Source organism: Streptomyces sp. NPDC043854 (genome assembly GCF_056436005.1).
The window spans coordinates 20,192-43,154 of record NZ_JBWKDK010000024.1 but is presented as its reverse complement, the minus strand read 5'-3'; the positions used below and the strand labels follow the sequence as shown (position 1 = coordinate 43,154).

At 73.8% G+C, this 22,963-nt stretch carries 22 protein-coding genes and 1 riboswitch; of the genes, 17 read left to right on the top strand and 5 right to left on the bottom strand.

Annotation, left to right across the window (positions count from 1 at the left end; translation table 11 throughout):
* The first annotated feature begins 120 nt into the window (after positions 1–120).
* The 3 genes from trpD (at position 121) to AC068A_RS22050 (ending at position 3,658) form a co-directional block, all read left to right on the top strand.
* A complete protein-coding gene (gene trpD / locus AC068A_RS22060; RefSeq protein WP_478587323.1) occupies positions 121–1,185 on the top strand; it encodes an anthranilate phosphoribosyltransferase in 1,065 nt (354 codons plus the stop codon).
* Positions 1,186–1,274: 89 nt separating this feature from the next.
* Positions 1,275–1,391, top strand: a riboswitch (SAM riboswitch).
* A 243-nt stretch (positions 1,392–1,634) separates the two neighbouring features.
* Positions 1,635–3,053: an aminotransferase class V-fold PLP-dependent enzyme gene (locus AC068A_RS22055; RefSeq protein WP_478587322.1), complete on the top strand. Its 1,419-nt coding sequence runs from the start codon at positions 1,635–1,637 to the stop codon at positions 3,051–3,053.
* Between the two features lie 14 nt (positions 3,054–3,067).
* Positions 3,068–3,658, top strand: coding sequence for a ferredoxin (locus AC068A_RS22050; protein ID WP_478587321.1), 591 nt, complete (start codon positions 3,068–3,070; stop codon positions 3,656–3,658).
* Between the two features lie 71 nt (positions 3,659–3,729).
* Here the strand turns inward: AC068A_RS22050 and AC068A_RS22045 are convergent, their stop codons facing one another.
* Positions 3,730–4,011 (bottom strand): Lrp/AsnC family transcriptional regulator, encoded by a 282-nt coding sequence (locus tag AC068A_RS22045; RefSeq protein WP_478587319.1) that lies wholly within the window; start codon positions 4,009–4,011, stop codon positions 3,730–3,732.
* A complete protein-coding gene (locus tag AC068A_RS22040; protein ID WP_478587318.1) occupies positions 4,008–4,730 on the bottom strand; it encodes a rhomboid family intramembrane serine protease in 723 nt (240 codons plus the stop codon). Before AC068A_RS22040 ends, AC068A_RS22045 begins: the two co-directional genes overlap by 4 nt.
* Before the next feature lie 127 nt (positions 4,731–4,857).
* Here AC068A_RS22040 and AC068A_RS22035 point away from each other — a divergent pair, with 127 nt between their 5' ends.
* The 7 genes from AC068A_RS22035 (at position 4,858) to AC068A_RS22005 (ending at position 13,327) form a co-directional block, all read left to right on the top strand.
* Positions 4,858–5,097 (top strand): hypothetical protein, encoded by a 240-nt coding sequence (locus tag AC068A_RS22035; protein WP_478587316.1) that lies wholly within the window; start codon positions 4,858–4,860, stop codon positions 5,095–5,097.
* A gap of 42 nt (positions 5,098–5,139) precedes the next feature.
* The gene (locus tag AC068A_RS22030) at positions 5,140–6,504 is read left to right on the top strand and encodes an NYN domain-containing protein (protein ID WP_478587455.1); all 1,365 of its coding nucleotides are present in this window, start codon (positions 5,140–5,142) and stop codon (positions 6,502–6,504) included.
* 267 nt (positions 6,505–6,771) lie between these two features.
* Positions 6,772–7,797, top strand: a complete 1,026-nt coding sequence (locus AC068A_RS22025; RefSeq protein ID WP_478587314.1) for a C40 family peptidase — start codon at positions 6,772–6,774, stop codon at positions 7,795–7,797.
* 257 nt (positions 7,798–8,054) lie between these two features.
* The gene (locus AC068A_RS22020) at positions 8,055–9,110 is read left to right on the top strand and encodes a C40 family peptidase (protein WP_478587312.1); all 1,056 of its coding nucleotides are present in this window, start codon (positions 8,055–8,057) and stop codon (positions 9,108–9,110) included.
* A 25-nt stretch (positions 9,111–9,135) separates the two neighbouring features.
* Positions 9,136–10,332 (top strand): hypothetical protein, encoded by a 1,197-nt coding sequence (locus AC068A_RS22015; protein ID WP_478587310.1) that lies wholly within the window; start codon positions 9,136–9,138, stop codon positions 10,330–10,332.
* 69 nt (positions 10,333–10,401) lie between these two features.
* On the top strand, positions 10,402–11,544 hold the full coding sequence (locus tag AC068A_RS22010; protein ID WP_478587308.1) for a glycosyltransferase family 4 protein: 1,143 nt from the start codon (positions 10,402–10,404) through the stop codon (positions 11,542–11,544).
* 166 nt (positions 11,545–11,710) lie between these two features.
* On the top strand, positions 11,711–13,327 hold the full coding sequence (locus tag AC068A_RS22005; protein WP_478587307.1) for a GMC oxidoreductase: 1,617 nt from the start codon (positions 11,711–11,713) through the stop codon (positions 13,325–13,327).
* A 52-nt stretch (positions 13,328–13,379) separates the two neighbouring features.
* On the opposite strand, the gene AC068A_RS22000 is transcribed toward AC068A_RS22005, so the two are convergent.
* Positions 13,380–15,176, bottom strand: a complete 1,797-nt coding sequence (locus AC068A_RS22000; protein WP_478587305.1) for an AMP-dependent synthetase/ligase — start codon at positions 15,174–15,176, stop codon at positions 13,380–13,382.
* A gap of 228 nt (positions 15,177–15,404) precedes the next feature.
* On the opposite strand from AC068A_RS22000, the gene AC068A_RS21995 reads away from it, so the two are divergent.
* The 6 genes from AC068A_RS21995 (at position 15,405) to AC068A_RS21970 (ending at position 20,507) form a co-directional block, all read left to right on the top strand.
* Entirely contained in the window at positions 15,405–16,199 is a 795-nt protein-coding gene (locus tag AC068A_RS21995) for a metallophosphoesterase family protein (protein ID WP_478587304.1), read from the top strand.
* 107 nt (positions 16,200–16,306) lie between these two features.
* The gene (locus AC068A_RS21990; RefSeq protein WP_478587302.1) at positions 16,307–16,756 is read left to right on the top strand and encodes an SRPBCC family protein; all 450 of its coding nucleotides are present in this window, start codon (positions 16,307–16,309) and stop codon (positions 16,754–16,756) included.
* 5 nt (positions 16,757–16,761) lie between these two features.
* Positions 16,762–17,985 (top strand): ArsA family ATPase, encoded by a 1,224-nt coding sequence (locus AC068A_RS21985; protein ID WP_478587300.1) that lies wholly within the window; start codon positions 16,762–16,764, stop codon positions 17,983–17,985.
* 139 nt (positions 17,986–18,124) lie between these two features.
* Entirely contained in the window at positions 18,125–18,604 is a 480-nt protein-coding gene (locus tag AC068A_RS21980) for a DUF5304 domain-containing protein (protein WP_478587298.1), read from the top strand.
* 61 nt (positions 18,605–18,665) lie between these two features.
* The gene (locus tag AC068A_RS21975; protein WP_360632632.1) at positions 18,666–19,607 is read left to right on the top strand and encodes an ROK family glucokinase; all 942 of its coding nucleotides are present in this window, start codon (positions 18,666–18,668) and stop codon (positions 19,605–19,607) included.
* Positions 19,608–19,679: 72 nt separating this feature from the next.
* On the top strand, positions 19,680–20,507 hold the full coding sequence (locus AC068A_RS21970) for an endonuclease/exonuclease/phosphatase family protein (RefSeq protein WP_478587296.1): 828 nt from the start codon (positions 19,680–19,682) through the stop codon (positions 20,505–20,507).
* Positions 20,508–20,676: 169 nt separating this feature from the next.
* Here the strand turns inward: AC068A_RS21970 and AC068A_RS21965 are convergent, their stop codons facing one another.
* A complete protein-coding gene (locus AC068A_RS21965; RefSeq protein ID WP_478587294.1) occupies positions 20,677–21,273 on the bottom strand; it encodes a hypothetical protein in 597 nt (198 codons plus the stop codon).
* Positions 21,266–22,048: an alpha/beta hydrolase gene (locus AC068A_RS21960; protein WP_478587292.1), complete on the bottom strand. Its 783-nt coding sequence runs from the start codon at positions 22,046–22,048 to the stop codon at positions 21,266–21,268. Before AC068A_RS21960 ends, AC068A_RS21965 begins: the two co-directional genes overlap by 8 nt.
* A gap of 168 nt (positions 22,049–22,216) precedes the next feature.
* On the opposite strand from AC068A_RS21960, the gene AC068A_RS21955 reads away from it, so the two are divergent.
* Positions 22,217–22,948: a lysophospholipid acyltransferase family protein gene (locus AC068A_RS21955; RefSeq protein WP_179174475.1), complete on the top strand. Its 732-nt coding sequence runs from the start codon at positions 22,217–22,219 to the stop codon at positions 22,946–22,948.
* Positions 22,949–22,963 lie beyond the last annotated feature (15 nt).

Sequence of the window (22,963 nt, the reverse complement as noted above, 5' to 3'; positions counted from 1 at the left end):
GTCCCGGTGTCGCCCACGGCGAGAGCCCCGTCCAGGGTCTGGACGGGGCTCTTCGCCGTCTGCCCGGCCTGGATAGGCTGAAGGCCTTCCCATTCGACCGTGGACCCTCAGGAGCGGACCATGAACGTTGTGACCCCGGCAGGCGGCGACAGCGTGGCGGCCCGGTCCTGGCCGGCCGTACTGGACGCGCTGCTCTCGGGCCGGGACCTGCACGCGGACGACACCGCGTGGGCCATGGACCGGATCATGCGCGGTGAGGCCACCGACGCCCAGATCGCTGGTTTCGCGGTCGCCCTGCGGGCCAAGGGGGAGACCGTCGAGGAGATCAACGGCCTGGTGCGGACCATGTACGCGCACGCCAACCTGATCGAGGTGCCCGGCCGGACCGTGGACATCGTCGGCACCGGCGGCGACGGGGCCAAGACGGTGAACATCTCCACGATGTCCTCCATCGTGGTGGCCGGCACCGGCGCCAAGGTGGTCAAGCACGGCAACCGGGCCGCGTCCTCGGCGAGCGGCGCCTCCGACGTGCTGGAGAAGCTGGGCGTCAACCTGGACCTGACCCCGGCCCGGGTGGCCCGGGTGGCCGAGGAGGCCGGCATCACCTTCTGCTTCGCGGTGAAGTTCCACCCCGCACTGCGGCACGTGGCCCCCGCCCGCCGCGAGCTGGGCATCCGGACCACCTTCAACTTCCTGGGCCCGCTGACCAACCCGGCACGGGTCCGGGCGCAGGCCACCGGCGTCGCCGACGCCCGGATGGCGCCCATCATGGCGGGCGTGCTGGCGGAGCGGGGCTCCTCGGCCCTGGTGTTCCGCGGCGACGACGGCCTGGACGAGCTGACCACGACCGCGACCTCCCGGGTGTGGTGGGTGCGCGACGGGCGGGTGCAGGAGCAGGCCTTCGACCCGCGCGACGTGGGCATCGACCTGGTGGACGTCGAGGAGCTGCGGGGCGCGGACGCCTCGTACAACGCGGACGTCGCCCGGCGGCTGCTGGCCGGCGAGACCGGCCCGGTGCGGGAGGCGGTGCTGCTGAACTCGGCCGCCGCCCTGGTCGCCGTCGACCCGGGCAGCGGCTCCCTGGAGGAGCAGATCCGGGCGGGCATCGAGCGGGCCGCCGAAGCCATCGACTCGGGCGCGGCACGGGCCGCCCTGGAGCGGTGGGTGACCGCCAGCAACACCTGACCTGACAGATCGTTTCCGGCCAAGGCCCCGGTCCGGCATACGGACGGGGGCCTTGTGCGTGCAGGATCTTGTGGCAGGATGACTGACCAGGTCACGAGTGACAGCGTTCTGGCCCCGGCTTGCTGTCCGGCAACCCTCCTTCCGTGGCGGGGTGCCCCGGGTGATGACCAGGCCGCGGGCAGCGAGGTCCGCGGCAAGCGCGGATCCCTCGATACCAGGGGTCCTGGTCCTCGAGGAGCGTTTTCCGTGAGCAAGCGAATGCGATAGGGCGACTCCGCCCCTTCTTCACCCTCGGAACCAGGGCCCCTTCCCCCCCGCGTACCCGGGCAGCCGCGTGCGCCCCGGCCCGAGCTCCGAGGCATTCCCCGTCCCCCGGCCGGCCGCAGCGCCGTACCCGCGGACGGGTGACATCCGAAGCCATTCCGCCCTGCCTGCCGGGAGATACCGCCATGTCCGCATTCCTGAACGCCGCCGTCGCCGACGCCTCCGTCACCGTCTCCACCGCCGCCGCCTGCGGCGCCGATGCCGGGGGTGCCGACTGCGCCGGGCCGCTGCCCGTCCTCGGCCGGGACGTCACCGTCCCGCTCGTCACCGGCGGCGAGGTCACCTACGCGGCCCTCGACTACGCCGCCAGCGCCCCCGCCCTCCAGCGCGTCTGGGACGACGTGGCCGCCTACGCCCCCTACTACGGCAGCGTGCACCGCGGGGCGGGCTACCTCTCGCAGCTCTCCACCGACCTCTTCGAGCAGAGCCGGGCCGCGGTCGCCGCGTTCCTGGACTGCCGTCCGTCCGATCAGGTGGTCTTCACCCGGTCCACCACCGACTCCCTCAACCTGCTCGCCGCGGCCCTGCCCGCCGACTGCCGGGTCTTCGTCTTCGAGACCGAGCACCACGCCTCGCTGCTGCCGTGGGACGGCGCGCAGGTCACGTACCTCGACGCGCCGCGCACCCCCGACGAGGCCGTGGCCACCCTGGAGCGGGCCCTCGCCGACCGCGAGCCCCACGACGCGGCGCTGGTCTGCGTCACCGGCGCCTCCAATGTCACCGGTGAACTGTGGCCGGTGCGGGAGCTCGCCGCCGCCGCGCACGCCCACGGCGCCCGGATCGTCCTCGACGCCGCCCAGCTGGCCCCCCACCATCACGTCTCCGTCCGGGACCTCGACGTGGACTGGGTGGCCTTCTCCGGGCACAAGCTGTACGCGCCCTTCGGCGCGGGCGTACTGGCCGGCCGGGCCGACTGGCTCCAGCAGGCGCAGCCGTACCTGGCCGGCGGCGGGGCCTCGCGGACGGTCGCCCGCCGCGAGGACGGCGGTGTCGACGTCGAGTGGCACACCACGGCCGCCCGCCACGAGGCCGGCTCCCCCAACGTCATCGGCGTCTACGCCATCGCCTCCGCCTGCCGCGCCCTGACCGAGGCGGGCTTCGACCGGCTCGTCGCCCGCGAGCGCGAGCTGATCGCGCAGGTTCGTGCGGGCCTCGCCGACACCCCGCAGGTCCGGATCCTCTCCCTGTTCGGGGACGACGCCCCGCGCGTCGGCGTCATCTCCTTCGTGGTGGAGGGCTGGAACAGCTCCCACTTCGCCGCCGCCCTGTCGGCCGAGTACGGCATCGGGGTCCGCGACGGCCTGTTCTGCGCGCACCCGCTGGTGCGCACCCTGCTCGGCAGCGCCCCGCAGGAGCCCGGCGAGTGCGGGGCCCCGGAGGCGCAGCCGGGGGAGAAGTCGCTGAACGCGATCCGCGTGAGCTTCGGCGCCGGGACCCCGGACGAGCACGTGGAGCGGTTCGTCCGCGCGGTCCGGGAGCTCGTCACCGAGGGCGCGAAGTGGCAGTACCGCACGGAGGAGGGCCGCTGCGTCCCGGCCGTGTGACAGGCTCGGTGACCATGACGCACACGACCTACTGGGACCCGCTGCCGACCGTCCGGGCAGCCGCCGGACACCCGCTGCCGCAGTGGACCCCCGGCTGCGGTCTCGTCGCCGCGGACTGGTCGGCAGCCGTGCCCGGCCGGTGGGAGAAGCGCAGCTGGCGAGACGTCCCCGGGCCGTTCTACGCGGCCGACACCGACACCTGCTGGACCGGCCGGCTGTGCGCGCCCGGTCACGTGATGTACGACGACGAGTACGGGCAGGAGTTCGTCTACCGCCAGCCGCGCACGCAGCAGGAGACCTACGACCTGCTGTGCGCCGCGGAGTGCGACCCTTTCGCCGGATACGGAGCCGACGGGGACGCGTACTGGACCCCTGAGCTGGTCAGGGACTGGTGGCGGGAACGGGGACGGGTCCGCGAGTGGGCCGCGCGCATCGAGCGCACCTGGTCCGTGTCCACGAACGAGTACGAGCGGGAGGCGGCCGGCGGGGCGCGGGCGTACCTCGCCCACATCGACGGGGACCTCGCGGACTACCTGCGCGGCTACCTGTTCTGGCTCGCCGAGCGCCGCCCGGCAGGGCCCGGGGAGGCCCTGCCGCGGCTCTGAGGCCGGGGCGCGGTCCGGGGGCGGCAGCCGGCGGGCTGGGGCTCCAGCGGCGGCAGCGGCGGCAGGGGCGGCTAGGCGTCCAGGCCGATGGCGAAGGCCGCTTCCAGGTCGTGCTGGGAGTAGGTGCGGAACGCCACGTGCGTGTCCGTCGCCTCCACGCCCGGGATCTTGCTGATGCGGCCCGGGATGATGTCCGCCAGGTCGTCGTGGCGGGCCACGCGCACCAGGGCGATGAGGTCGTACGTCCCCGTGACGGAGTAGACCTCGCTGACGTTGTCCAGCGACGCGATGGACTCGGCGATCTCGGGGATGCGGTCCACGCTGGTCTTGATGAGCACGATCGCGGTGATCATGGCTGGCTGTCTCCCTCGGTGGCCGTCGCTGATCGCCTCACTCTAGTCGTACGCCGGTAGCGCGCCCATGCGTGGACGAAGCCGAGGGAGAAGCCCACCAGGTGCGCCAGGTACGCCACCCCGGGTCCGCTGTCCGCCCGGTGCGCCGCCGCCCACTGGAGGGCGAACCAGAACAGCAGCACGAGCCACGCGGGGAACCGCAGCGGCAGGAAGAACAGGAAGGGGAACAGGCTCGTCACCCGGGCGCGCGGGAACAGGTACAGGAACGCGCCCAGCACCGCCGAGATCGCGCCGGAGGCCCCGACGAGCGTCTCCCCGGAGGCGGCGTTGGCCGCCGCGTACGCCGCCAGCGCGAGGTAGCCCGTGCAGACGTAGAAGCAGAGGAAGGCGGCGCGGCCCATCCGCTCCTCCGCCATCGCCCCGAAGACGTGGAGGAAGAGCAGGTTGCCGAGCAGGTGCAGCCAGCTGCCGTGGACGAACAGGGCGGTCAGCGGGGTCAGCAGCGCCCGCACGGACCCCCCGAACAGTTCGTCCGGGACCACGCCCCAGTGCCGGAAGTACGCGGTCCCCGTCTCCAGCAGCCGCTCGCCGGTCCCGTACGACGGGTTCAGGCCCGAGGCGGGGCCGAGCAGGAACACCGCACAGCAGGCGGCGATCAGCGCATGGGTGACCACCGGGCCCCGGGCGGCCTCGCGCACGGCCGGCCACTTTACGATCATGCGATTGAGCATGACCCGACCGGCCCCTTCCCATGCCCCGGCAGGCCGTAGGGTTACGTGCTGCGGACCGCCGATTCCCGCAGACGGCGGCTTTAATTGAAAGAGCTACGAAGGAGAGTGCGGCCTGATGACGGTTCCCCTGCCGACCGACGGCACACGGTGGCGCTGCGCGCTGTGCGGCAACCTCACGCGTTTCGACGTCACTCGTTCGTCGAAGGTCGTGGAGTACGTCCACCTGGATCTTGCCGGGGAGCCCAAGGTCGAGGAGCGCGAGGTGGTCAGTGAGACCATCGAGTCGGTCCGCTGCCGCTGGTGCAACGCGGTGGACCGGATCGAACTTGTGGACAGGCCGGGCGCGGACTCCTGACGGAGCCGCGCCCCACCGAGAAGAACACGGTAGGGGTGACGGATTGTGGAGCCAGGAAGCGGCGCTGACCCGGCCGGTGCGGCCGGCGACGCCGCCGAGGTGCTCGACCGCCCGCTGCCGGAGGGCGTGCGGCGCCGGGTCGTCGCGCTCGTCTCGGACGCCTTCGGCGGACTGACGGTCGCGGACCTCCCGGGACAGCTGCGCCAGTACGCCCGGTTCACCCCGAGTCGGCGCGCCAAGTTCGCGGGCAACGCCATGGCCGCGGCGGTGGAGACGGACGCCGTCTTCCGCGGGCGCGTCGCCGAGAAGGTGCGCGAGGCCCATGCGGAGCTGGCGGGGGCGCTGGAGTCCGGCGCCCCGCCCGCGGCCGCCGACCCGCTGGACGTGGCCGCCGCCGCGTACATCCTGCGGCCGGCGGGCTGGGTGAAGCTGGTGGCCGCCGCGGGCGAGGAGGCGCAGCGCGCCGACGCCGAGCGGGCGGACGAGGAGGCCCGGCGCGAAGTGGACCGGCTCCGCGAGGAGCTCGCCCACGTACGGGACCTCCAGCGGCACGGCGGTGAGCAGGTGCGCGGCGAGCTGGAGGCGGCCCGGAAGGAAGCCGAATCGCTTCAGCGCAAGCTGCGCAGCGCCCTGAGCGACGTCAAGCGGGGCGAGGCGGCCCTGCGCAAGCTCACCGCCGAGATCGAGGGCATCCGTGCCGAGGCGGCCGCGCAGGTGGCGGCCGCCGAGAGCGAGACGCGCCGGCTCAAGTCCCGCCTGGCGGAGGCCGAGGCGGCGCTGGAGACCTCCCGCCGGGCCGCCCGCGAGGGCCGCAGCATCGAGGACATGCGGCTGCGGCTGCTGCTGGACACGGTGCTGGACGCGGCCCAGGGGCTGCGCCGGGAGCTGGCGCTGCCGCCGGTGTCGACGCGGCCCGCCGAGACGGTGGCCGCGGTGGAGCCGGGGCGCATGAGTCCCAAGGACATCGCGGCGCGGGCGCTGTCGGAGACCGATCCGGCGCTGCTGGACCAGTTGCTGGCGCTGCCTCAGGTGCACCTGGTCATCGACGGCTACAACGTGACCAAGACCGGCTATCCGACGATGCCGCTGGAGAAGCAGCGGCTGCGGCTGCTGGGCGGGCTGTCGATGCTGGCCGCGCAGACCGGCGCGGAGATGACCTGCGTCTTCGACGGGGCGGAGCTGGCCGCGCCGGTGCTGCTCGCGCCGCCGCGCGGGGTGCGGGTGCTGTTCTCCAAGCCGGGCGTCACGGCGGACGAGCTGATCCGCCAGCTGGTGCGGGCGGAGCCGCCGGGCCGGCCGGTGGTCGTCGTCTCGACGGACCGCGAGGTGGCCGACGGGGTGGCGAAGGCCGGAGCCCGGCCCGTGACGTCCGCTTTGCTCCTGAAGCGGCTTTCGCGAGTTTCCTAACTCCTCGGTGGAATGCCCGATTTCGTCGCGTCGCCGGGGAACGTACCGTCAACCCGTCGGCACGGAGCGTGCGCTGAAGGTAAAGAACCTGGTCGGGGGCCGGGTTTTTTCCCGAGGGGGTTTGAAGTGATCACACCGGGCTCACTAGGGTCTGCTCAAACCTTCGTGCGGTAGATCACTCATTCGGGGTGTCGGCGGAGGTGTCGCCGGCTTGCGCGCGCGTGGCGCGCCCCTCCTCCCGGCGGTGCGAGTAAAGGAGCCCGGCTCGTGGCGTCCCACCGTCGACCCAAGCCGCCGAACCGCGCCCGGGTGACCGTGCTCACCGCAACGGCTGCCGCAGCCGTCGCACTCTCCGCGCACAGCGCCTCCGCAGCGCCCAACCAGCCGAGCAAGGACGAGGTCAAGGCCAAGGTCGACGCCCTCTACGAGGAGGCCGAGCAGGCCACCGAGAAGTCCAACCAGGCCAAGGAGCGCCAGGAGAAGCTCGAGAAGGAGATAGACCGGCTCCAGGACCAGGTCGCCCGCGGCCAGGAGGAGCTCAACCAGCTGCGCTCCACGCTCGGTTCCATGGCCAGCGCCCAGTACCGCACCGGCGGCATGGACCAGTCCGTCGCCCTCTTCCTCTCCGGCGACCCCGAGACCTACCTCGACAAGGCCTCCACCCTCCAGCAGCTGACGGGCAAGCAGGTCGAGGCCGTCCAGAAGATCCAGGCCAAGCAGCGCAGCCTCGCGCAGCAGCGCCAGGAGGCCGCCGGAAAGCTCGCCGACCTCGACGCCACCCGCAAGGAGCTCGGCGAGAAGAAGAAGGCCTCGCAGGACAAGCTCGCCGAAGCCCAGTCCCTCCTCAACACGCTGACCGCGCAGCAGCGCCAGCAGCTCAAGGACGAGGACAGCCGCGCCAGCCGGAGCGAGAGCGAACGCGCCGACCTCGGCAGCGTCAAGGCCTCCGGCCGGGCCGGCGCCGCCCTGGAGGCGGCCAAGACCAAGCTGGGCTACGCGTACGTCTCCGGCGCCACCGGCCCCAGCGCCTTCGACTGCTCCGGGCTGACGCAGTGGGCGTACAAGCAGGCGGGCGTCAGCATCTCGCGCACCACGTACACCCAGGTCAACGACGGCACCCGCATTGGCCGCAGCCAGCTCCAGCCCGGCGACCTGGTGTTCTTCTACTCCGACCTGCACCACGTCGGCCTGTACGCCGGCAACGGGACCGTGCTGCACGCCTCGAACCCGCGCGGCGGCATCAAGTACGAATCGATCAACAACATGCCGTTCCAGTTCGGCGTCCGCGTCTGACGCCATCCGGACCCGTCCGGCGCCGACACCGCGTGACCGCGCGCGACACCGCCCGTCCGGGCGAATTGCGCGGCCCCGCCCTGACCGCGCGCCCCGCCCATGACCTGCGTCTGAGGCGGGGCGCGGGCATGTGCGGGCCGCGGCGGTCGTTGGCCGACGGGTAGCCGCGCGGCTACTGTCTGCCAGCGCGGAATCCGGCACGCGGCCGTCCACGGGGGACGGACCCGGTCCCGCGCAGCGAAAGGGAGCGGTTCCGCATGGCGTCCCACCGCCGGTCCGGACCCGGCAGCCTCGACCGGAACACCAGGGTCGGCATGCTGGCCGCGGCCGCCGCCGCAGCGGCCGCCGCCGCCGTCACCGGGGTCCCCGCGAGCGCCGCGCCGGCCCTCCCGAAGGAGCCCTCGGCCACCGTCCGCGCCCAGGTCGACCGGCTCTTCGAGGAGGCCGAGCAGGCCACCGAACGCTTCAACGAGGCGGGGGAGCGCGCCGACCGGCTCCGCACCGGGATCGCCCGCGTCCAGGACCGGCTGGCCCGCGGCCAGGACCGCATCAACACCATGCGCGGCCTCCTCGGCGCCTTCGCCGGAGCCCAGTACCGCTCCGGCGGCATCGACCCCTCCGTCCAGCTGATGCTGGCCGAGGACCCGGGCGAATACCTCGACAAGGCCGCCACCCTCGGCCGGCTGACCGACCACCAGGCCCGCCAGCTCGACGAACTGCGCGAGGAGCAGCGGCGGCTCGGCCGGCAGCGCGGCGAGGCCGCGCAGAAGCTCGCCGAACTCGAGGCCGTACGGGCCGACGCGGCCCGGCAGAAGCGCGTCGTCACCGCGAAGCTCGCCGCCGCCCGGCAACTGCTCAACGAGATGCCCGCGCAGGAGCGGGCCGACTTCGAACGGGCCTCCCGCTCCGACGGCCGCGACGGCACGCTGCCCGACCTGCCCGCGGCCGGCTCCCCCGGCCCCGCCTCCGGCCGCGCCGCGGCGGCCGTGCGCGCCGCCCGCTCCGCCGTGGGCCGGCCGTACATCTGGGGCTCCACGGGCCCCTCCGGCTTCGACTGCTCCGGGCTGATGGTGTGGTCGTACCGGCAGGCGGGCGTCTCCCTGCCGCGCACCTCCCAGGCCCAGCGGTACGCCGGCCGCCAGGTCCCGCTGTCCGAGGCCCGGCCGGGGGACCTGGTGACCTACCGCTCCGACGCCAGCCACGTCGGCATGTACGTCGGCAACGGCCGGGTGGTGCACGCCCCGTACCCGGGGGCCCGGGTGCGCTACGACCCCGTCGGCATGATGCCGGTGTCCTCGGTCACCCGCCCCTGAGCGAGGCCCCGGCTAGGATCGGCGGATGCCCCCGCTCCGCCGAGCCGCCCTACCGCTGCCGCTGTTGCCGCTGGTGCCGCGGTTCGCGCTGCCGGTGGGCGTGCTTCTCTGCGTGCTGGTGTGCGGGCTCGTCGGCGGGCTGCTCGCCGGCTGCACCGCGCCCGCGCCGCGCGACACCGCCGACCGGGACATCCGCGCCGCCGTCGCCGCCTGGGCGCGGCGGCCGCCCGCCGAGCTCGCCGCGATCCCGCTGGACGGCTGGGCGTACCAGGTCACCGGCGTCCGGCGGGACGGGGCGCGGGCGGCCACCGCCGCCGCCGAACTGCGCTACCGGCTCTCCGGCCACGACACCGCCGCGGCCGGCTCCGCCCGAGAAGTACGGCTGAGCCTGGCCGGCGGACGGTGGCGGGTCACCGGCGACGCCCCCGCCCCCGGGGCCCCGCCGCAGCTGTGGGACCAGGGGCCGGTGGCCGTGGTCCGGGGCGCGCACAGCCTCGTGCTCGGCTCCGGCCCGGGCGGGCAGGCCCTGTCCGCGGTCGCGGCCGAGGCCGACCGGGCGGTGCCCGCGGTGAACGCCGCCTGGCCGCGGCCGTGGGCCGGGCGGGTCGTCGTGCTCGTACCCGGCTCGGTGGACGCGATGGCGGCCCTGCTGGGGCGGCCCGCCGCCGAGTACCGGGGCATGGCCGCGGTGACCACCGGCAGCGTCGGCGGCGGCCCCGCCCCCGCCGACCGGATCGTCGTCAACCCGGACGGGTACGCCGAACTCACCGCGGAAGGCCGCGCCGTCGTCCTCACGCACGAGGCCACCCATGTGGCCACCCGCCAGGCGACCTCGGCCACGACCCCGCTGTGGCTCTCGGAGGGCTTCGCCGACTGGGCGGCGTACCGCGGCGCCGACCCCGCCCCCGAACGGGCCGCACCCGCCCTCGGCCGGGCGGTACGGCGCGCGGAGCCACCCGCGCGGCTGCCGCGGAACGAGGACTTCGCCTTCGGCGGCGACCCGGAGGCCCTCGCCCGGGCTTACGAGGGCGCCTGGCTGGCCTGCCGGCTCGTCGCGCGCCGGTGGGGCGACGCGGCCCTCGTCGACCTGTACGCCCGCGCGGGCCGCGAGCCGCTCCCGATCGCCCTGCGGGAGGCCCTCGGCACGGACGAAGCCGCCCTGACCGGGGCCTGGCGGGACTCCCTGCACACCGGTCCGGGCGCGGCCGCCCCGACGCCGTAGGCGGTCGCGGGCCCCGTTCCCGACGGCAGCGGCAGGGCCCGCCGACCGGTCCGGTACTGTCGGCAGGCGATGCACAAGACCCTGATCGTGACCAACGACTTCCCGCCGCGACCGGGCGGCATCCAGGCCTTCCTGCACAACATGGCACTGCGCCTGGACCCCGACCGGATCGTCGTCTACGCCTCCACCTGGAAGCACAGCGCGGAGGGCCGCGAGGCCACCGCCGCCTTCGACGCCGAGCAGCCGTTCCCGGTCGTGCGCGACCGGACGACCATGCTGCTGCCGACGCCGCGCGTGACCCGCCGGGCCGTCGGGCTGCTGCGCGAACACGGATGCGAGTCGGTGTGGTTCGGGGCCGCCGCCCCGCTCGGCCTGATGGGGCCGGCACTGCGGCGGGCCGGGGCGCGGCGGATCGCGGCCACCACGCACGGGCACGAGGCCGGCTGGGCGCAGCTGCCCGCGGCGCGGCAGCTGCTGCGCCGGATCGGCGAGGGCACGGACACCCTGACCTACCTGGGGGAGTACACGCGCTCCCGCATCGCCTCGGCGCTGACCGGTGCGGCGGCTGACCGGATGGTCCAACTGCCGCCCGGCGTGGACGAGAAGACCTTCCACCCCGGGTCGGGCGGCGACGAGATCCGGGCCCGGCTGGGGCTCTCCGACCGCCCGGTGGTGGTGTGCGTGTCGCGCCTGGTCCCGAGGAAGGGGCAGGACACCCTGATCCGGGCGATGCCGCGGATCCTGGCGGCGGTGCCGGACGCGGTGCTGCTGATCGTCGGCGGCGGGCCGTACGAGGCCGACCTGCGGCGGCTCGCCGCCGAGACGGGGATCGCGGAGTCGGTGGTCTTCACGGGGGCGGTCCCGTGGTCCGAACTCCCGGCGCACTACGGGGCGGGCGACGTCTTCGCCATGCCGTGCCGGACCCGGCGGGGCGGGCTGGACGTGGAAGGCCTCGGCATCGTCTACCTGGAGGCCTCGGCGACCGGTCTGCCGGTGGTCGCCGGGGACTCCGGCGGTGCGCCGGACGCGGTGCTGGACGGCGAGACCGGGTGGGTGGTCCGGGGCGGCGACCCCGGCGACGCGGCGGACCGCATCACGGCCCTCCTCCGGGACCCGGAGCTGCGCCGCCGCATGGGCGAGCGCGGCCGCGCCTGGGTGGAAGAGCGGTGGCGCTGGGACCTCCTGGCCGACCGCCTCCGCGACCTCCTCTAGCCATCGCCGCTGCCGCTGCCGCTGCCGCTGCCCGTTCCCGGATCCGGGGCTCCGCCCCGGATCCCCGTTCCGCTCGCACCGAAGCCCCGGGCCGGCAGTGGTCGCTCGCGCAGTTCCCCCTGCCCCCGACGGGGTGCAATGGCCGGACTCCGCCCATAATGCCGGCATGAATCCCGACTTGACGCGCCGTCACTTCCTCGGCGTCGGCGCCCTCCAGACCGCCGCAGCCCTCGGCTTCACCCGCATCGGTTCCGGCTCCGCCGCCGCGGCCGAACCCCCCGCCGCGCAGTACGCCCCCGCCATCGTCGTCGGCTCCGGCTACGGCGCGGCCGTGGCAGCCCTCCGCCTCGGGCAGGCCGGCATCCGCACCGTCGTCCTCGAGATGGGCCGGCTGTGGAACACCCCCGGCCCCGACGGCAAGGTCTTCCCCTCCACCTCGGCCCCCGACCACCGGTCCATGTGGTTTCGCACCCGCACCGAGGCCCCGCTCGCGACCTTCCTCTGGCTCGACGTCGTCAACCGGGACATCAGCCCCTATCCCGGCGTCCTCGACCGCGTGCACCACGGCGACATGTCCGTCTTCGTCGGGCGCGGCGTCGGCGGCGGATCCCTCGTCAACGGCGGCATGGCGCCCACCCCGCGCCGCTCCTACTTCCAGGAGGTGCTGCCCCGCGTCGACGCCGACGAGATGTACGGCACGTACTTCCCCCGCGCCCGCGCGATGCTCGGCGTGAACGACATCGATCCGGCCTGGTTCGAATCCACCGACTGGTACCGCTTCGCCCGGGTCTCCCGCAAGCACGCCCACCGCACCGGCCTGCGGACCGTCTTCGTGCCCAACGTGTACGACTTCGGGTACATGCAGCAGGAGGCGGCCGGCACCGCACCCCGCTCCGCCCTCGCCGGCGAGGTCATCTACGGCAACAACCACGGCAAGAAGAGCCTCGACAAGACCTACCTGGCGGCCGCCCTCGGCACCGGGAACGTCACCATCGAGACCCTCCAGCGCGTGGTCGGCGTACGGCAGGAGCCGGACGGCGGCTACGTGCTCACCGTGCACGGCAGCGACCTGTCCGGGCGGGTCACCCAGGTCCGCGAACTCGGCTGCCGGCAGCTCTTCCTCGGCGCCGGGAGCCTCGGCACCACCGAGATCCTGCTGCGCGCCCGCGAACGCGGCACCCTGCCCGCGCTCAGCGAGCGGGTCGGCCACGGCTGGGGCCCCAACGGCAACGTCATGACCGCCCGCGCCAACCACCTCTGGGACACCGTCGGGGCCTCCCAGTCCACCATGCCCGCCCTCGGCATCGACGACTGGGACAACCCCGCGAACCCGGTCTTCGCGGAGATCGCCCCGCTGCCGATGGGCATCGAGCACTGGGTCTCGATGTACCTGGCCATCACGAAGAACCCCGAGCGCGGCCACTTCACGTACGACCCGGCCACCGACTCGGCGCGGCTGCAGTGGCGGCGCGAGCAGAACACGCCCGCCGTGGGCGCCGTCAAGAGCCTCTTCGACCGGATCAACCGGGCCAACGCCACGATCTACCGGTACGACCTGTTCGGCGAGAACAAGCCCTTCGCCGACACCTTCACCTACCACCCGCTCGGCGGCTGCGTCCTCGGCGAGGCGACCGACGAGCACGGCCGCGCCAAGGGGTACCGGGGCCTGTACGTCGTCGACGGCTCGCTCGTCCCCGGGTCCCTCGGCGTGAACCCGTTCGTCACCATCACCGCCCTCGCGGAACGCAACATGGCCCGGATCCTCGCCGAGGACCCCCGCTGACGCGCAGCGGGCGGACCGGCGGGGACCCGGGCCAAGAGGCGGGGCCGAGGGCTCAGGAGGTGTAGAGCGCCTCGATCTCGTGGGCGAAGTCCTTCGCCACCACGTTGCGCTTCAGCTTCAGCGACGGCGTGATGTGGCCCGACTCCTCCGTGAACTGGGAGGGCAGAATGCGGAATTTCCGCACCGATTCCGCCTTGGAGACCACCGCATTGCCGTCGTCCACGGCCTTCTGGACGGCGGCGACGAGGTCCGCGTCCTCGCGCAGGTCCGCCGCCGTCGAACCGGCCGGCTTGCCGTTCTCCGCGGCCCAGCGGCCGAGGAACTCCTCGTCGATGGTGATCAGCGCCGCCACGAACGGCCGCGCGTCGCCGACCACCATGCACTCCGCGACCAGCGCGTGCGCCCGGATCCGGTCCTCGATCACCGCGGGGGCGACGTTCTTGCCGCCGGCCGTGACGATGAGCTCCTTCTTGCGCCCGGTGATCGTGAGGTAGCCGTCCTCGTCGAGGGTGCCGACGTCGCCGGTGTGGAACCAGCCGTCGGTGAGGGCCTCTGCGGTGGCCGCCTCGTTCTGCCAGTAGCCCTGGAACACCTGCTCGCCGTGCAGGAGCACCTCGCCGTCGTCCGCGATCCGCACCACAGAGCCGGGCAGCGGCTGGCCGACCGAGCCGATCTTCGGCCGGTCCCACGGGTTGAACGCCGTCGCCGCGCAGGACTCCGTCAGGCCGTAGCCCTCCAGCACCGTGAAGCCGATGCCGCGGAAGAAGTGGCCGAGGCGCTCGCCGAGCGGGGCGCCGCCGGAGATCGCGTACTCGCCGCGCCCGCCGAGGACCGCGTGCAGCTTGCGGTAGACCAGCTTCGAGAACAGCTTGTGCTTCAGCCGCAGGCCGAAGGACGGGCCCGCCGGGGTGTCCAGCGCCCGGCTGTACGCGATGGCCGTCTCGGCGGCCGCGTCGAAGATCCGGCCCTTGCCGTCGGCCTGGGCCTTGGCACGTGCCGAGTTGTAGACCTTCTCGAAGACGCGCGGCACGCCGAGGATCAGCGTCGGCCGGAAGGACTGGAGCTCGTCGGTCAGGTTCTTGATGTCCGGTACGCAGCCCAGGCGGATCGGCGCCAGCACGGCCGCCACCTCCACCAGGCGCCCGAAGACGTGCGCGGCCGGCAGGAACAGCAGCACCGAGCACTCGCCCGTGCGGAACAGCGGGCTCAGCCGCTCCACCACGTTGCCGCACTCGGCGAAGAAGTTGCGGTGGGTCAGCACACAGCCCTTGGGGCGGCCGGTGGTGCCCGAGGTGTACACGATGGTGGCCGGGTCGTCGGCGTTCGCCAGCGAGCTGCGCTCGTCGACCTCGGCGTCGGAGATCCCGGCACCCGCGGCCTTCAGCGCCTCCGCGGCGCCCTGCTCGATCTCCCAGATCTCGCGCAGCTCCGGCAGCCGGTCGCGCAGCGAGGCCACGGCGCCGCTGTGGCCCGGGCCCTCCACGATCACCGCGACGGCACCGGAGTCGCCGAGGATCCACTGGATCTGCTCCGGCGAGCTGGTCTCGTACACGGGGACGGTGACGCCGCCCGCGGTCCAGATCGCGAAGTCGAACAGCACCCACTCGTAGCGGGTGCGGGAGATCAGGCCCACCCGGTCGCCGGGCCGGACGCCGGCGGCGATCAGGCCCTTGGCGGTGGCGCGGACCTCGGCGAGGAACTCCTTCGCCGTGACGTCCTCCCACCGGCCGCCGGCCTTGCGCCCCATGACGGCGGTGTCGGGGTGCTGCGCGGCGTTGCGTCGGATGAGATCCGTCAGGTTCCCGTCCGACGGGACCTCGTACAGGGCCGGAAGGCTGAACTCGCGCAAGACAACTGCTCCTCTGGGCGCCATCGCCACCGTGTGGACCGACCGGACGTTACCCACCGGTAGTGGGTTCCGATAGAGGGAACCGGCCAGATGTTCCGTGCGTCACATGACGCGGCACTGCTCTGCCGACATTAGTCGACCGAGTCAACGACTCGGAAGTAACCGCAGGTAGGGCCGCTGGTGACACCCCCTCTACCCGCGCTCCTCCCGCCCCCCTAGGGTGGCCCCATGGGTGGCAGCACAGGTGGCAGGAAAAGCGGTACGCGCGTTCACGTCGTCAGCGACGTCCACGGCAACACCGAGGCCCTCGCGCGCGCCGGGGACGGTGCCGACGCACTGATCTGCCTCGGCGACCTCATCCTCTTCCTCGACTACGCCGACCACTCCCGCGGCATCTTCCCCGACCTCTTCGGCATCGAGAACGCCGACCGGATCGTCGAACTGCGCACCGCCCGCCGCTTCGAGGAGGCCCGCGCCTTCGGCCGCCGCCTCTGGCAGGGCCTGGACCGGGAACGGCTGATCGAGGAGGCGGTGCGCCGCCAGTACGCCGAGATGTTCCCCGCGTTCCCGCAGCCCACGTACGCCACCTACGGCAACGTCGACATGCCGGGCCTGTGGCACGAGTACGCCGGCCCGGGCACCACCGTCCTCGACGGCCAGCGCGTGGAGATCGGCGGTCGCGTCTTCGGCTTCGTCGGCGGCGGCCTGCCCTCCCCGATGCGCACCCCGTACGAGATCGACGAGGAGGAGTACGCCGCCAAGGTCGAGGCCCTGGGGGAGGTGGACGTGCTGTGCTCGCACATCCCGCCGGAGGTCCCCGAACTCTGCTACGACACCGTCGCCCGCCGCTTCGAGCGGGGCAGCGAGGCCCTGCTCGCCGCGATCCGCCGCACACGGCCGCGGTTCGCCCTCTTCGGGCACGTGCACCAGCCGCTTGCCCGGCGGATGCGGATCGGCGGCACGGAGTGCGTGAACGTCGGTCACTTCGCCGCCACCGGAAGGCCCTGGGCCATGGAGTGGTGACCTCCGCACGCACGGTAGCCTGCACGCGGCGGCCGCAGGCCGCACACATCCTCGAAATCCCCCAGCCACCGCTGGGAGGTGCCCCCAGTCCCGGAGGAGCGACCGCGATGGCGGAACACACCAGCTCGAGCATCACGATCGATGCGGCGCCGGCCGACGTCATGGCCGTGATCGCCGACTTCGCCCGCTACCCCGAGTGGACCGGTGAGGTGAAGGAGGCCGAGGTGCTGTCGACGGACTCCGAGGGCCGCGCGGAAAAGGTCCGCCTCCTCCTCGACGCCGGTGCGATCAAGGACGACCACACCCTCGCCTACACCTGGAAGGGCACGGACGAGGTCAGCTGGACCCTCGAGAAGTCCCAGATGCTGCGCCAGCTCGACGGCTCCTACCGGCTCGCCCCGATCGGCGGCGGCACCCGCACCGAGGTCACCTACCAGCTGACCGTGGACGTCAAGATCCCCATGCTCGGCATGATCAAGCGCAAGGCCGAGAAGGTCATCATCGACCGGGCCCTGGCCGGCCTGAAGAAGCGCGTCGAATCGACCGAGTCGGCCTGATCCGCGTGCACACCCTGCTCGTCACCGGCCCCGGCGGAGCCGGGCGGACCACCGTCGCCGCGGCCACCGCGGCCGCCGCCGCCCGGGCCGGGCAGCGGGTGCTGCTGCTGTCCGGCGACCCCGCGCCCTGCGCCGGCTCGGCCGACCCCGTCGCCGCATTCGCCGGGGAACCCGCCGGCGAGCCCGTCGAGGTCGCCCCCGGGCTGACCGCGGTGCCCGCCGGCGGGATCCTGGTGGCCCGCGTCGACTCCGGCGGGGAGTTCCGCGCCGAGCTGGCCGCCCTCCAGGAACGCGGCTCCGCCCTCCTCGGCATGCTCGGCTCCCGCCCGCTCGGGGCCGAGGAGCTCACCGAGCTGCCCGGTGCCGAGCAGTTCGCCCTGCTGCGCGCCCTGCGGCGGGCCGCCGCCGCGCCCGGCACCGACCTCGTCGTCGTCGACCTGCCCCCGCTGCACCAGGCCCTGGCCGCCCTCGCCCTGCCCGGGCAGCTGCGCCGCTACCTGGCCCGGCTGCTCCCCGCCGAACGGCAGGCCGCGCGCGCCCTGCGCCCCGTACTGGCCCAGCTGGCCGGCGTTCCCATGCCCGCCCAGTGGCTGTACGAGGCCGCCGCCCGCTGGGACGAGGAGCTGGCCGCCGTCCAGCGGGTCGTCGAGGCCGACACCACCTCCCTGCGGCTCGTCGCCGAACCGGGACCGGCCGCCGACGCCTCGCTGCGGACCGGGCTGCTCGGGGCCGCCCTCCTCCGGCTGCCCGTCGGCGGGATCGTCGCCAACCGCATGGTGCCGCAGGGCTCGCCGGACCCCTGGCTCGCCGGGCTCGCCGCCGAGCAGGAGAAGTACGCCGCCCAGTGGGCCGCCGACACCGGCCGGCCCCTGGTCCCGCTGCCCCACCTCGGCCGCGCCCCCCGCGGCCCCGAGGACCTGGCGCGGCTCGCCGGGGCCCCCGGGCTCGTACCGGACGCCCCGCCGGCCCGCCGCGACTGGGCCGTCGAGGACCGGCTCGCCGAGGACGGGGTACTCGTCTGGGCGGTTCCGCTGCCCGGCGCGCACAAGCGCGACCTCGACCTGGTCCGGCGCGGCGACGAGCTGCTGATCGCGGCCGGCCCGCACCGGAGGATCGTTTCCCTGCCGTCCGCGCTGCGCCGCTGCACCGTCACCGGAGCCGCCCTCGCCGACGGCGAGCTGCGCATCCGCTTCACCCCCGACCCGGCGCTGTGGCCGCGCCGGCCCTGAACGGCGTACCCCCGTTCGGGTAACGTCGAAAGCAGTGAAAGCAGTGCACGAAAAGCACTACCGAGCAGTACCAAGCAGTACCGAGCAGTACGCACCGCACCGCATCGCACGTCCCGCAGCTGCCGCAGGAGAGTCCGCCATGAGCGAGGCCACCGACCGTCCCACCGACGACGACGCCTGGGCCACGGCCTGCGCCGAGGACCTCGCCGCCGAGGAGGAGCGCCGCCGCTCCCGGCACGGCGGCACCGGCACCCCGTCCGGGACCGGAACCGCCGCCGAGGAGCTGTTCAAGCTGTTCGAGGCCGTCGCCGACAAGGTCTCCGCCCTGAACAACCCGCCGCTCGGAGCCACCGCCCAGGGCGCGGTGCGGCAGATCGTCGACCAGGCGAAGGCCGCCGCCAAGCCCGTCGTCGAACGCAACCCCGAGGTCTTCGGCCACCTCGCGGCAGCCGGATCCGAGCTCCTCGCCGCCTACCGCTCGGCCGTCGAGGGCCACGAGCGCCGCTGGACCCGCGGCGAAACCGCCCCCGGCCCCGGCCCCGACCAGCCCGCGGGAGACGGTTCGGACCCCCGTGACGAGGGCGGAGCGGGCCCGTCCCAGCGCATCGACCTCGACTGAGACGGCACCGCCCTCGGGTACGGTTGGCCGTGGCGGGGTTTGACCGGAAACCGAGGGACTAATGGGACTCACCATCGGCGTCGACATCGGCGGCACGAAGATCGCGGCCGGCGTGGTCGACGAAGAGGGCACCATCCTTGAGACGTACAAGGTGCCCACCCCGCCGACCGCGGACGGCGTGACGGACGCGATCTGCGCCGCAGTGACCGAAGTCAGCAGCAACCACACCATCGAGGCCGTCGGCATCGGCGCCGCCGGCTACGTGGACGACAAGCGCGCGACCGTACTGTTCGCGCCGAACATCAACTGGCGGCACGAGCCGCTCAAGGACAAGGTCGAGCAGCGCATCGGCCTGCCCGTCGTCGTCGAGAACGACGCGAACTGCGCCGCCTGGGGCGAATACCGCTTCGGCGCCGGCCAGGGCCACGAGGACGTCATCTGCATCACCCTCGGCACCGGCCTCGGCGGCGGCATCATCATCGGCAACAAGCTGCGCCGCGGCCGGTTCGGCGTGGCCGCCGAGTTCGGGCACATCCGGGTCGTCCCCGACGGCCTGCTGTGCGGCTGCGGCAGCCAGGGCTGCTGGGAGCAGTACGCCTCCGGGCGCGCCCTCGTCCGGTACGCCAAGCAGCGCGCCAACGCCACGCCGGAGAACGCGGCCCTGCTGCTCGCCCTCGGCGACGGCACCCCCGAGGGCATCGAGGGCAAGCACATCAGCCAGGCCGCCCGGCAGGGCGACCCGGTGGCCGTCGACTCCTTCCGCGAGCTCGCCCGCTGGGCCGGCGCCGGCCTGGCCGACCTGGCCTCGCTCTTCGACCCCTCGGCGTTCATCGTCGGCGGCGGCGTCTCCGACGAGGGCGACCTCGTCCTCGACCCCATCCGCAAGTCCTTCAAGCGCTGGCTGATCGGCGGCGCCTGGCGCCCGCACGCGCAGGTGCTCGCCGCCCAGCTCGGCGGCAAGGCCGGACTCGTCGGCGCGGCGGACCTGGCCCGCCAGGGCTGAGCCCTCCGCCCTGCGCACCCTGCCCGCCGCGCCCCCTGGGGCACGGCGGGCAGGATGGCTATGTTGCGGGGTATGGACCTGACTTCGCGTTCACGTCTGCCCGCGCGGCCTTCGCAGCCCGCCCGCCCCGTGCTGCCGGACCTGCCCGAGTCCCGTACCGAGGCCGACGGCTCCGCCGTCATCCGCGCCCTCAGCTACAACATCCGCTCCCTGCGCGACGACGAGGACGCCCTGGCCCGGGTGATCCGCGCCTGCGCCCCCGACCTGGTGTTCGTCCAGGAAGCCCCGCGGTTCTTCCGCTGGCGCAAACACGCGGCCCGGCTGGCCGCGAAATGCGACCTGGTGGTCCTGTCGGGCGGTGCGACCGCCGCCGGGCCGCTGCTGCTGTGCTCCCTGCGCGCCTTCGTGGAGCGGACCGAGGACGTGCTGCTCCCGCTCACCCCCGGCCTGCACCGCAGGGGCTTCGCCACCGCCGTGGTCCGCTTCGGGGGTGCCCGGGTCGCCGTACTCAGCGCCCACCTGCCGCTGGACGCCGCCGAGCGGCAGGCCCACGCCGAGGAGCTGCTGGCCCGCCTCGGGGATGCCGGTGCGCCCCACGGGATCGCCGCGGGCGATGTCAACGAGACCCCGGACGGGCCGGCCTTCCGGCGGCTCGCCGGAGCCCTCCAGGACTGCCGGGCGGTGGCGCCGTGGGGCGGCGACCACACCTTCGTGCGGGGCGGGCCGCCGCGGCGGATCGACGCGGTGTTCGCCACGCGGGGGGTGGAGGTGCTGGGCTGTGGTGTCCCGGCGGGGCTGGAGGGGGTTGGGGACGCGGACCTCGCCGCGGCCAGCGATCACCTGCCGGTGCTGGCGGCGCTGCGGCTGCCGGTGGATCCGCCGCGGGCCGTTCTCGGTTGATCGCGCAGTTCCCCGCGCCCCCGGGGCACCGCCGTGCGGGCCGGGGTGTGCGCCCCGGGTGCGGGGCGCCGGGGGCTGAGCGCGCAGTTCCCCGCGCCCCTGCCCGTGCGGGTCGTGGGTGACCGCGCAGTTCCCCGTGCCCCTGGGGTCGTGCCCCTGGCGTGCGGGGTCAGACCACTGCGCCGCGGCCCGGGTCGTCGTCCTCGTCGTCGCCCTGCTGCATGCGGGCGACCAGGGTGGCGAAGCCGCCGAGGAAGCCGCCGATGCCCAGCGTCGTGAGCCACCAGGTCATGTCCCACTGGAGCAGGACGGCCACCAGCAGCAGCACCGGCCCGCCCACCACCGCCAGCCACGCGAACTTCGCCGTCGTGTCGGCCGGCGGCAGCTCCGGCTCGGGCTGCACGAAGTGGCCCTCGTCCGCGTCGTCGGCGTCGTCCGGATCCGCCAGGGAGTGGTCCCGCGGCCCGGACCCGCCCGGGCCCACGCCCGGGGCGAACACCACCGAGCTGCCGAGCGGCGCCGGCGGGGCGTCCTCCTCCGGCTCCTTCGGCGCCCTCGGCTCCTTCGAACCCTTCGGCTCCTTGGAATCCTTCGGCTGCAGCGGCTCCACGTCCTCCTCCGGCAGCATCAGGTTCTCGATCGGGCGGAACGGCCGCGCGCCCGGCGGGTCGGGCGGCTCCTGCCCGTACCCGGCGACGATCGCCGCCCACGCCGCTTCCTCGTCCAGCGGGGGAACGCCCCCCGGGGACTCCTCGTGTTCAGCCACCGCTGGCCGCCCCTTCCCTGCCGACGACACCCTGTGCGAGCCGTCCGACGAACGCGTAGCTGTCCTCGAAGATCCGCTCCGCGTCGTGGTCCAACGTCGCCACGTGGTAGCTCTGTTCCAGCAGCGTCTCGGTGACGTCCGTGGACGAGATCCGCGAGAGGATCCGCGCCGAGTCGACTGGCGGGACGACATGGTCCTGCGGGCTGTGCAGCAGCAGCACCGGCTGGGTCACCTGCGGCAGTTCGCCGTCCACGAGCCGGAGGAACTGCCGGAGCGAGTGCGCGGCCCGGGTCGGGACCCGGTCGTACCCGACCTCCTCCGAGCCCGGCTTGGCGATGTCGCTCGCGATGCCCGGCGTCGACCGCACGAAGTGCCGGGCCACCGGAAGGGCGAACGCCAGCGGGTCGTGCACCTTGTTGGCCGGGTTGACGAGGACGATGCCGCTGATGGCGTCACCGTGCTTCGCCGCCAGGCGCAGGGTCAGCGCCCCGCCCATGGACAGCCCGAACACGAAGACCCGGCTGCACCGGTCCAGCAGCTCGCGCAGTGCCCGGTCCACCTCCGCGTACCAGTCCTGCCACCCGGTGAGCTGCATGTCCTGCCAGCGCGTCCCGTGTCCCGGAAGCAGGGGCAGCGACACGGCCAGGCCCCGCTCGGCGAGATACTCGGCCCACGGGCGCAGCGACTGCGGGGAGCCGGTGAAGCCGTGGCAGAGGAGTACGCCGACCTCTCCGCCCTCGTGGCGGAACGGCTCGGCTCCAGGGAGGACGGGCACCGGGGTCTCCTTCGTCAAGGGGGGCACGGGGGTGCGTAGCGCTGTGTGACTTCACCGTACGCGACCGGAGTGGCACCGACCAGGGCCGTCGGGCGCCCCCGGTGCGAGCCACGGGTTAAGGTCTGTTCGACAGGACACAGGAAGGCTTTCGAGTTGATCTACGGCGCAATGAAGTTCTCCATCGGGGGTTCCCTGAAGCTCGCCTTCAGGCCTTGGGTGGAGGGCCTCGAGAACATTCCCGCCGAGGGGCCGGCGATCCTGGCGAGCAACCACCTGTCCTTCTCGGACTCGTTCTTCCTGCCGGCCGTGCTCGACCGGAAGGTGACCTTCATCGCGAAGGCCGAGTACTTCACCTCCCCGGGCGTGAAGGGCAAGCTGACGGCCGCCTTCTTCAAGGGCGTCGGCCAGCTCCCGGTGGACCGCTCCGGCGCACGCGGGGCCGGCGAGGCCGCCATCAAGAGCGGCATCGAGGTCATCGAGCGCGGGGAGCTGTTCGGTATCTACCCCGAGGGGACGCGTTCACCCGACGGCCGCCTCTACCGCGGCAAGCCCGGCGGCCTGGCCCGCGTGGCCCTGGCCACCGGCGCGCCCGTGATCCCCGTCGCAATGATCGACACGGAGAAGATCCAGCCGCCCGGCAAGGTCGTCCCGAAGCTGATGCGCCCGGGCATCCGGATCGGCAAGCCCCTGGACTTCAGCCGCTACAAGGGCATGGACGGCGACCGCTTCATCCTGCGCTCGGTGACCGACGAGGTCATGTACGAGATCATGAAGCTGTCCGGCCAGGAGTACGTCGACATCTACGCGACGGCGGCCAAGCGCCAGATCGCCGAGGCCGAGAAGGCCGAGAAGGAGGCGGCGAAGGCCGCCAAGGCCGCCGCGGACAAGAACGCGGAGTAGCGCAGCGCACACGAG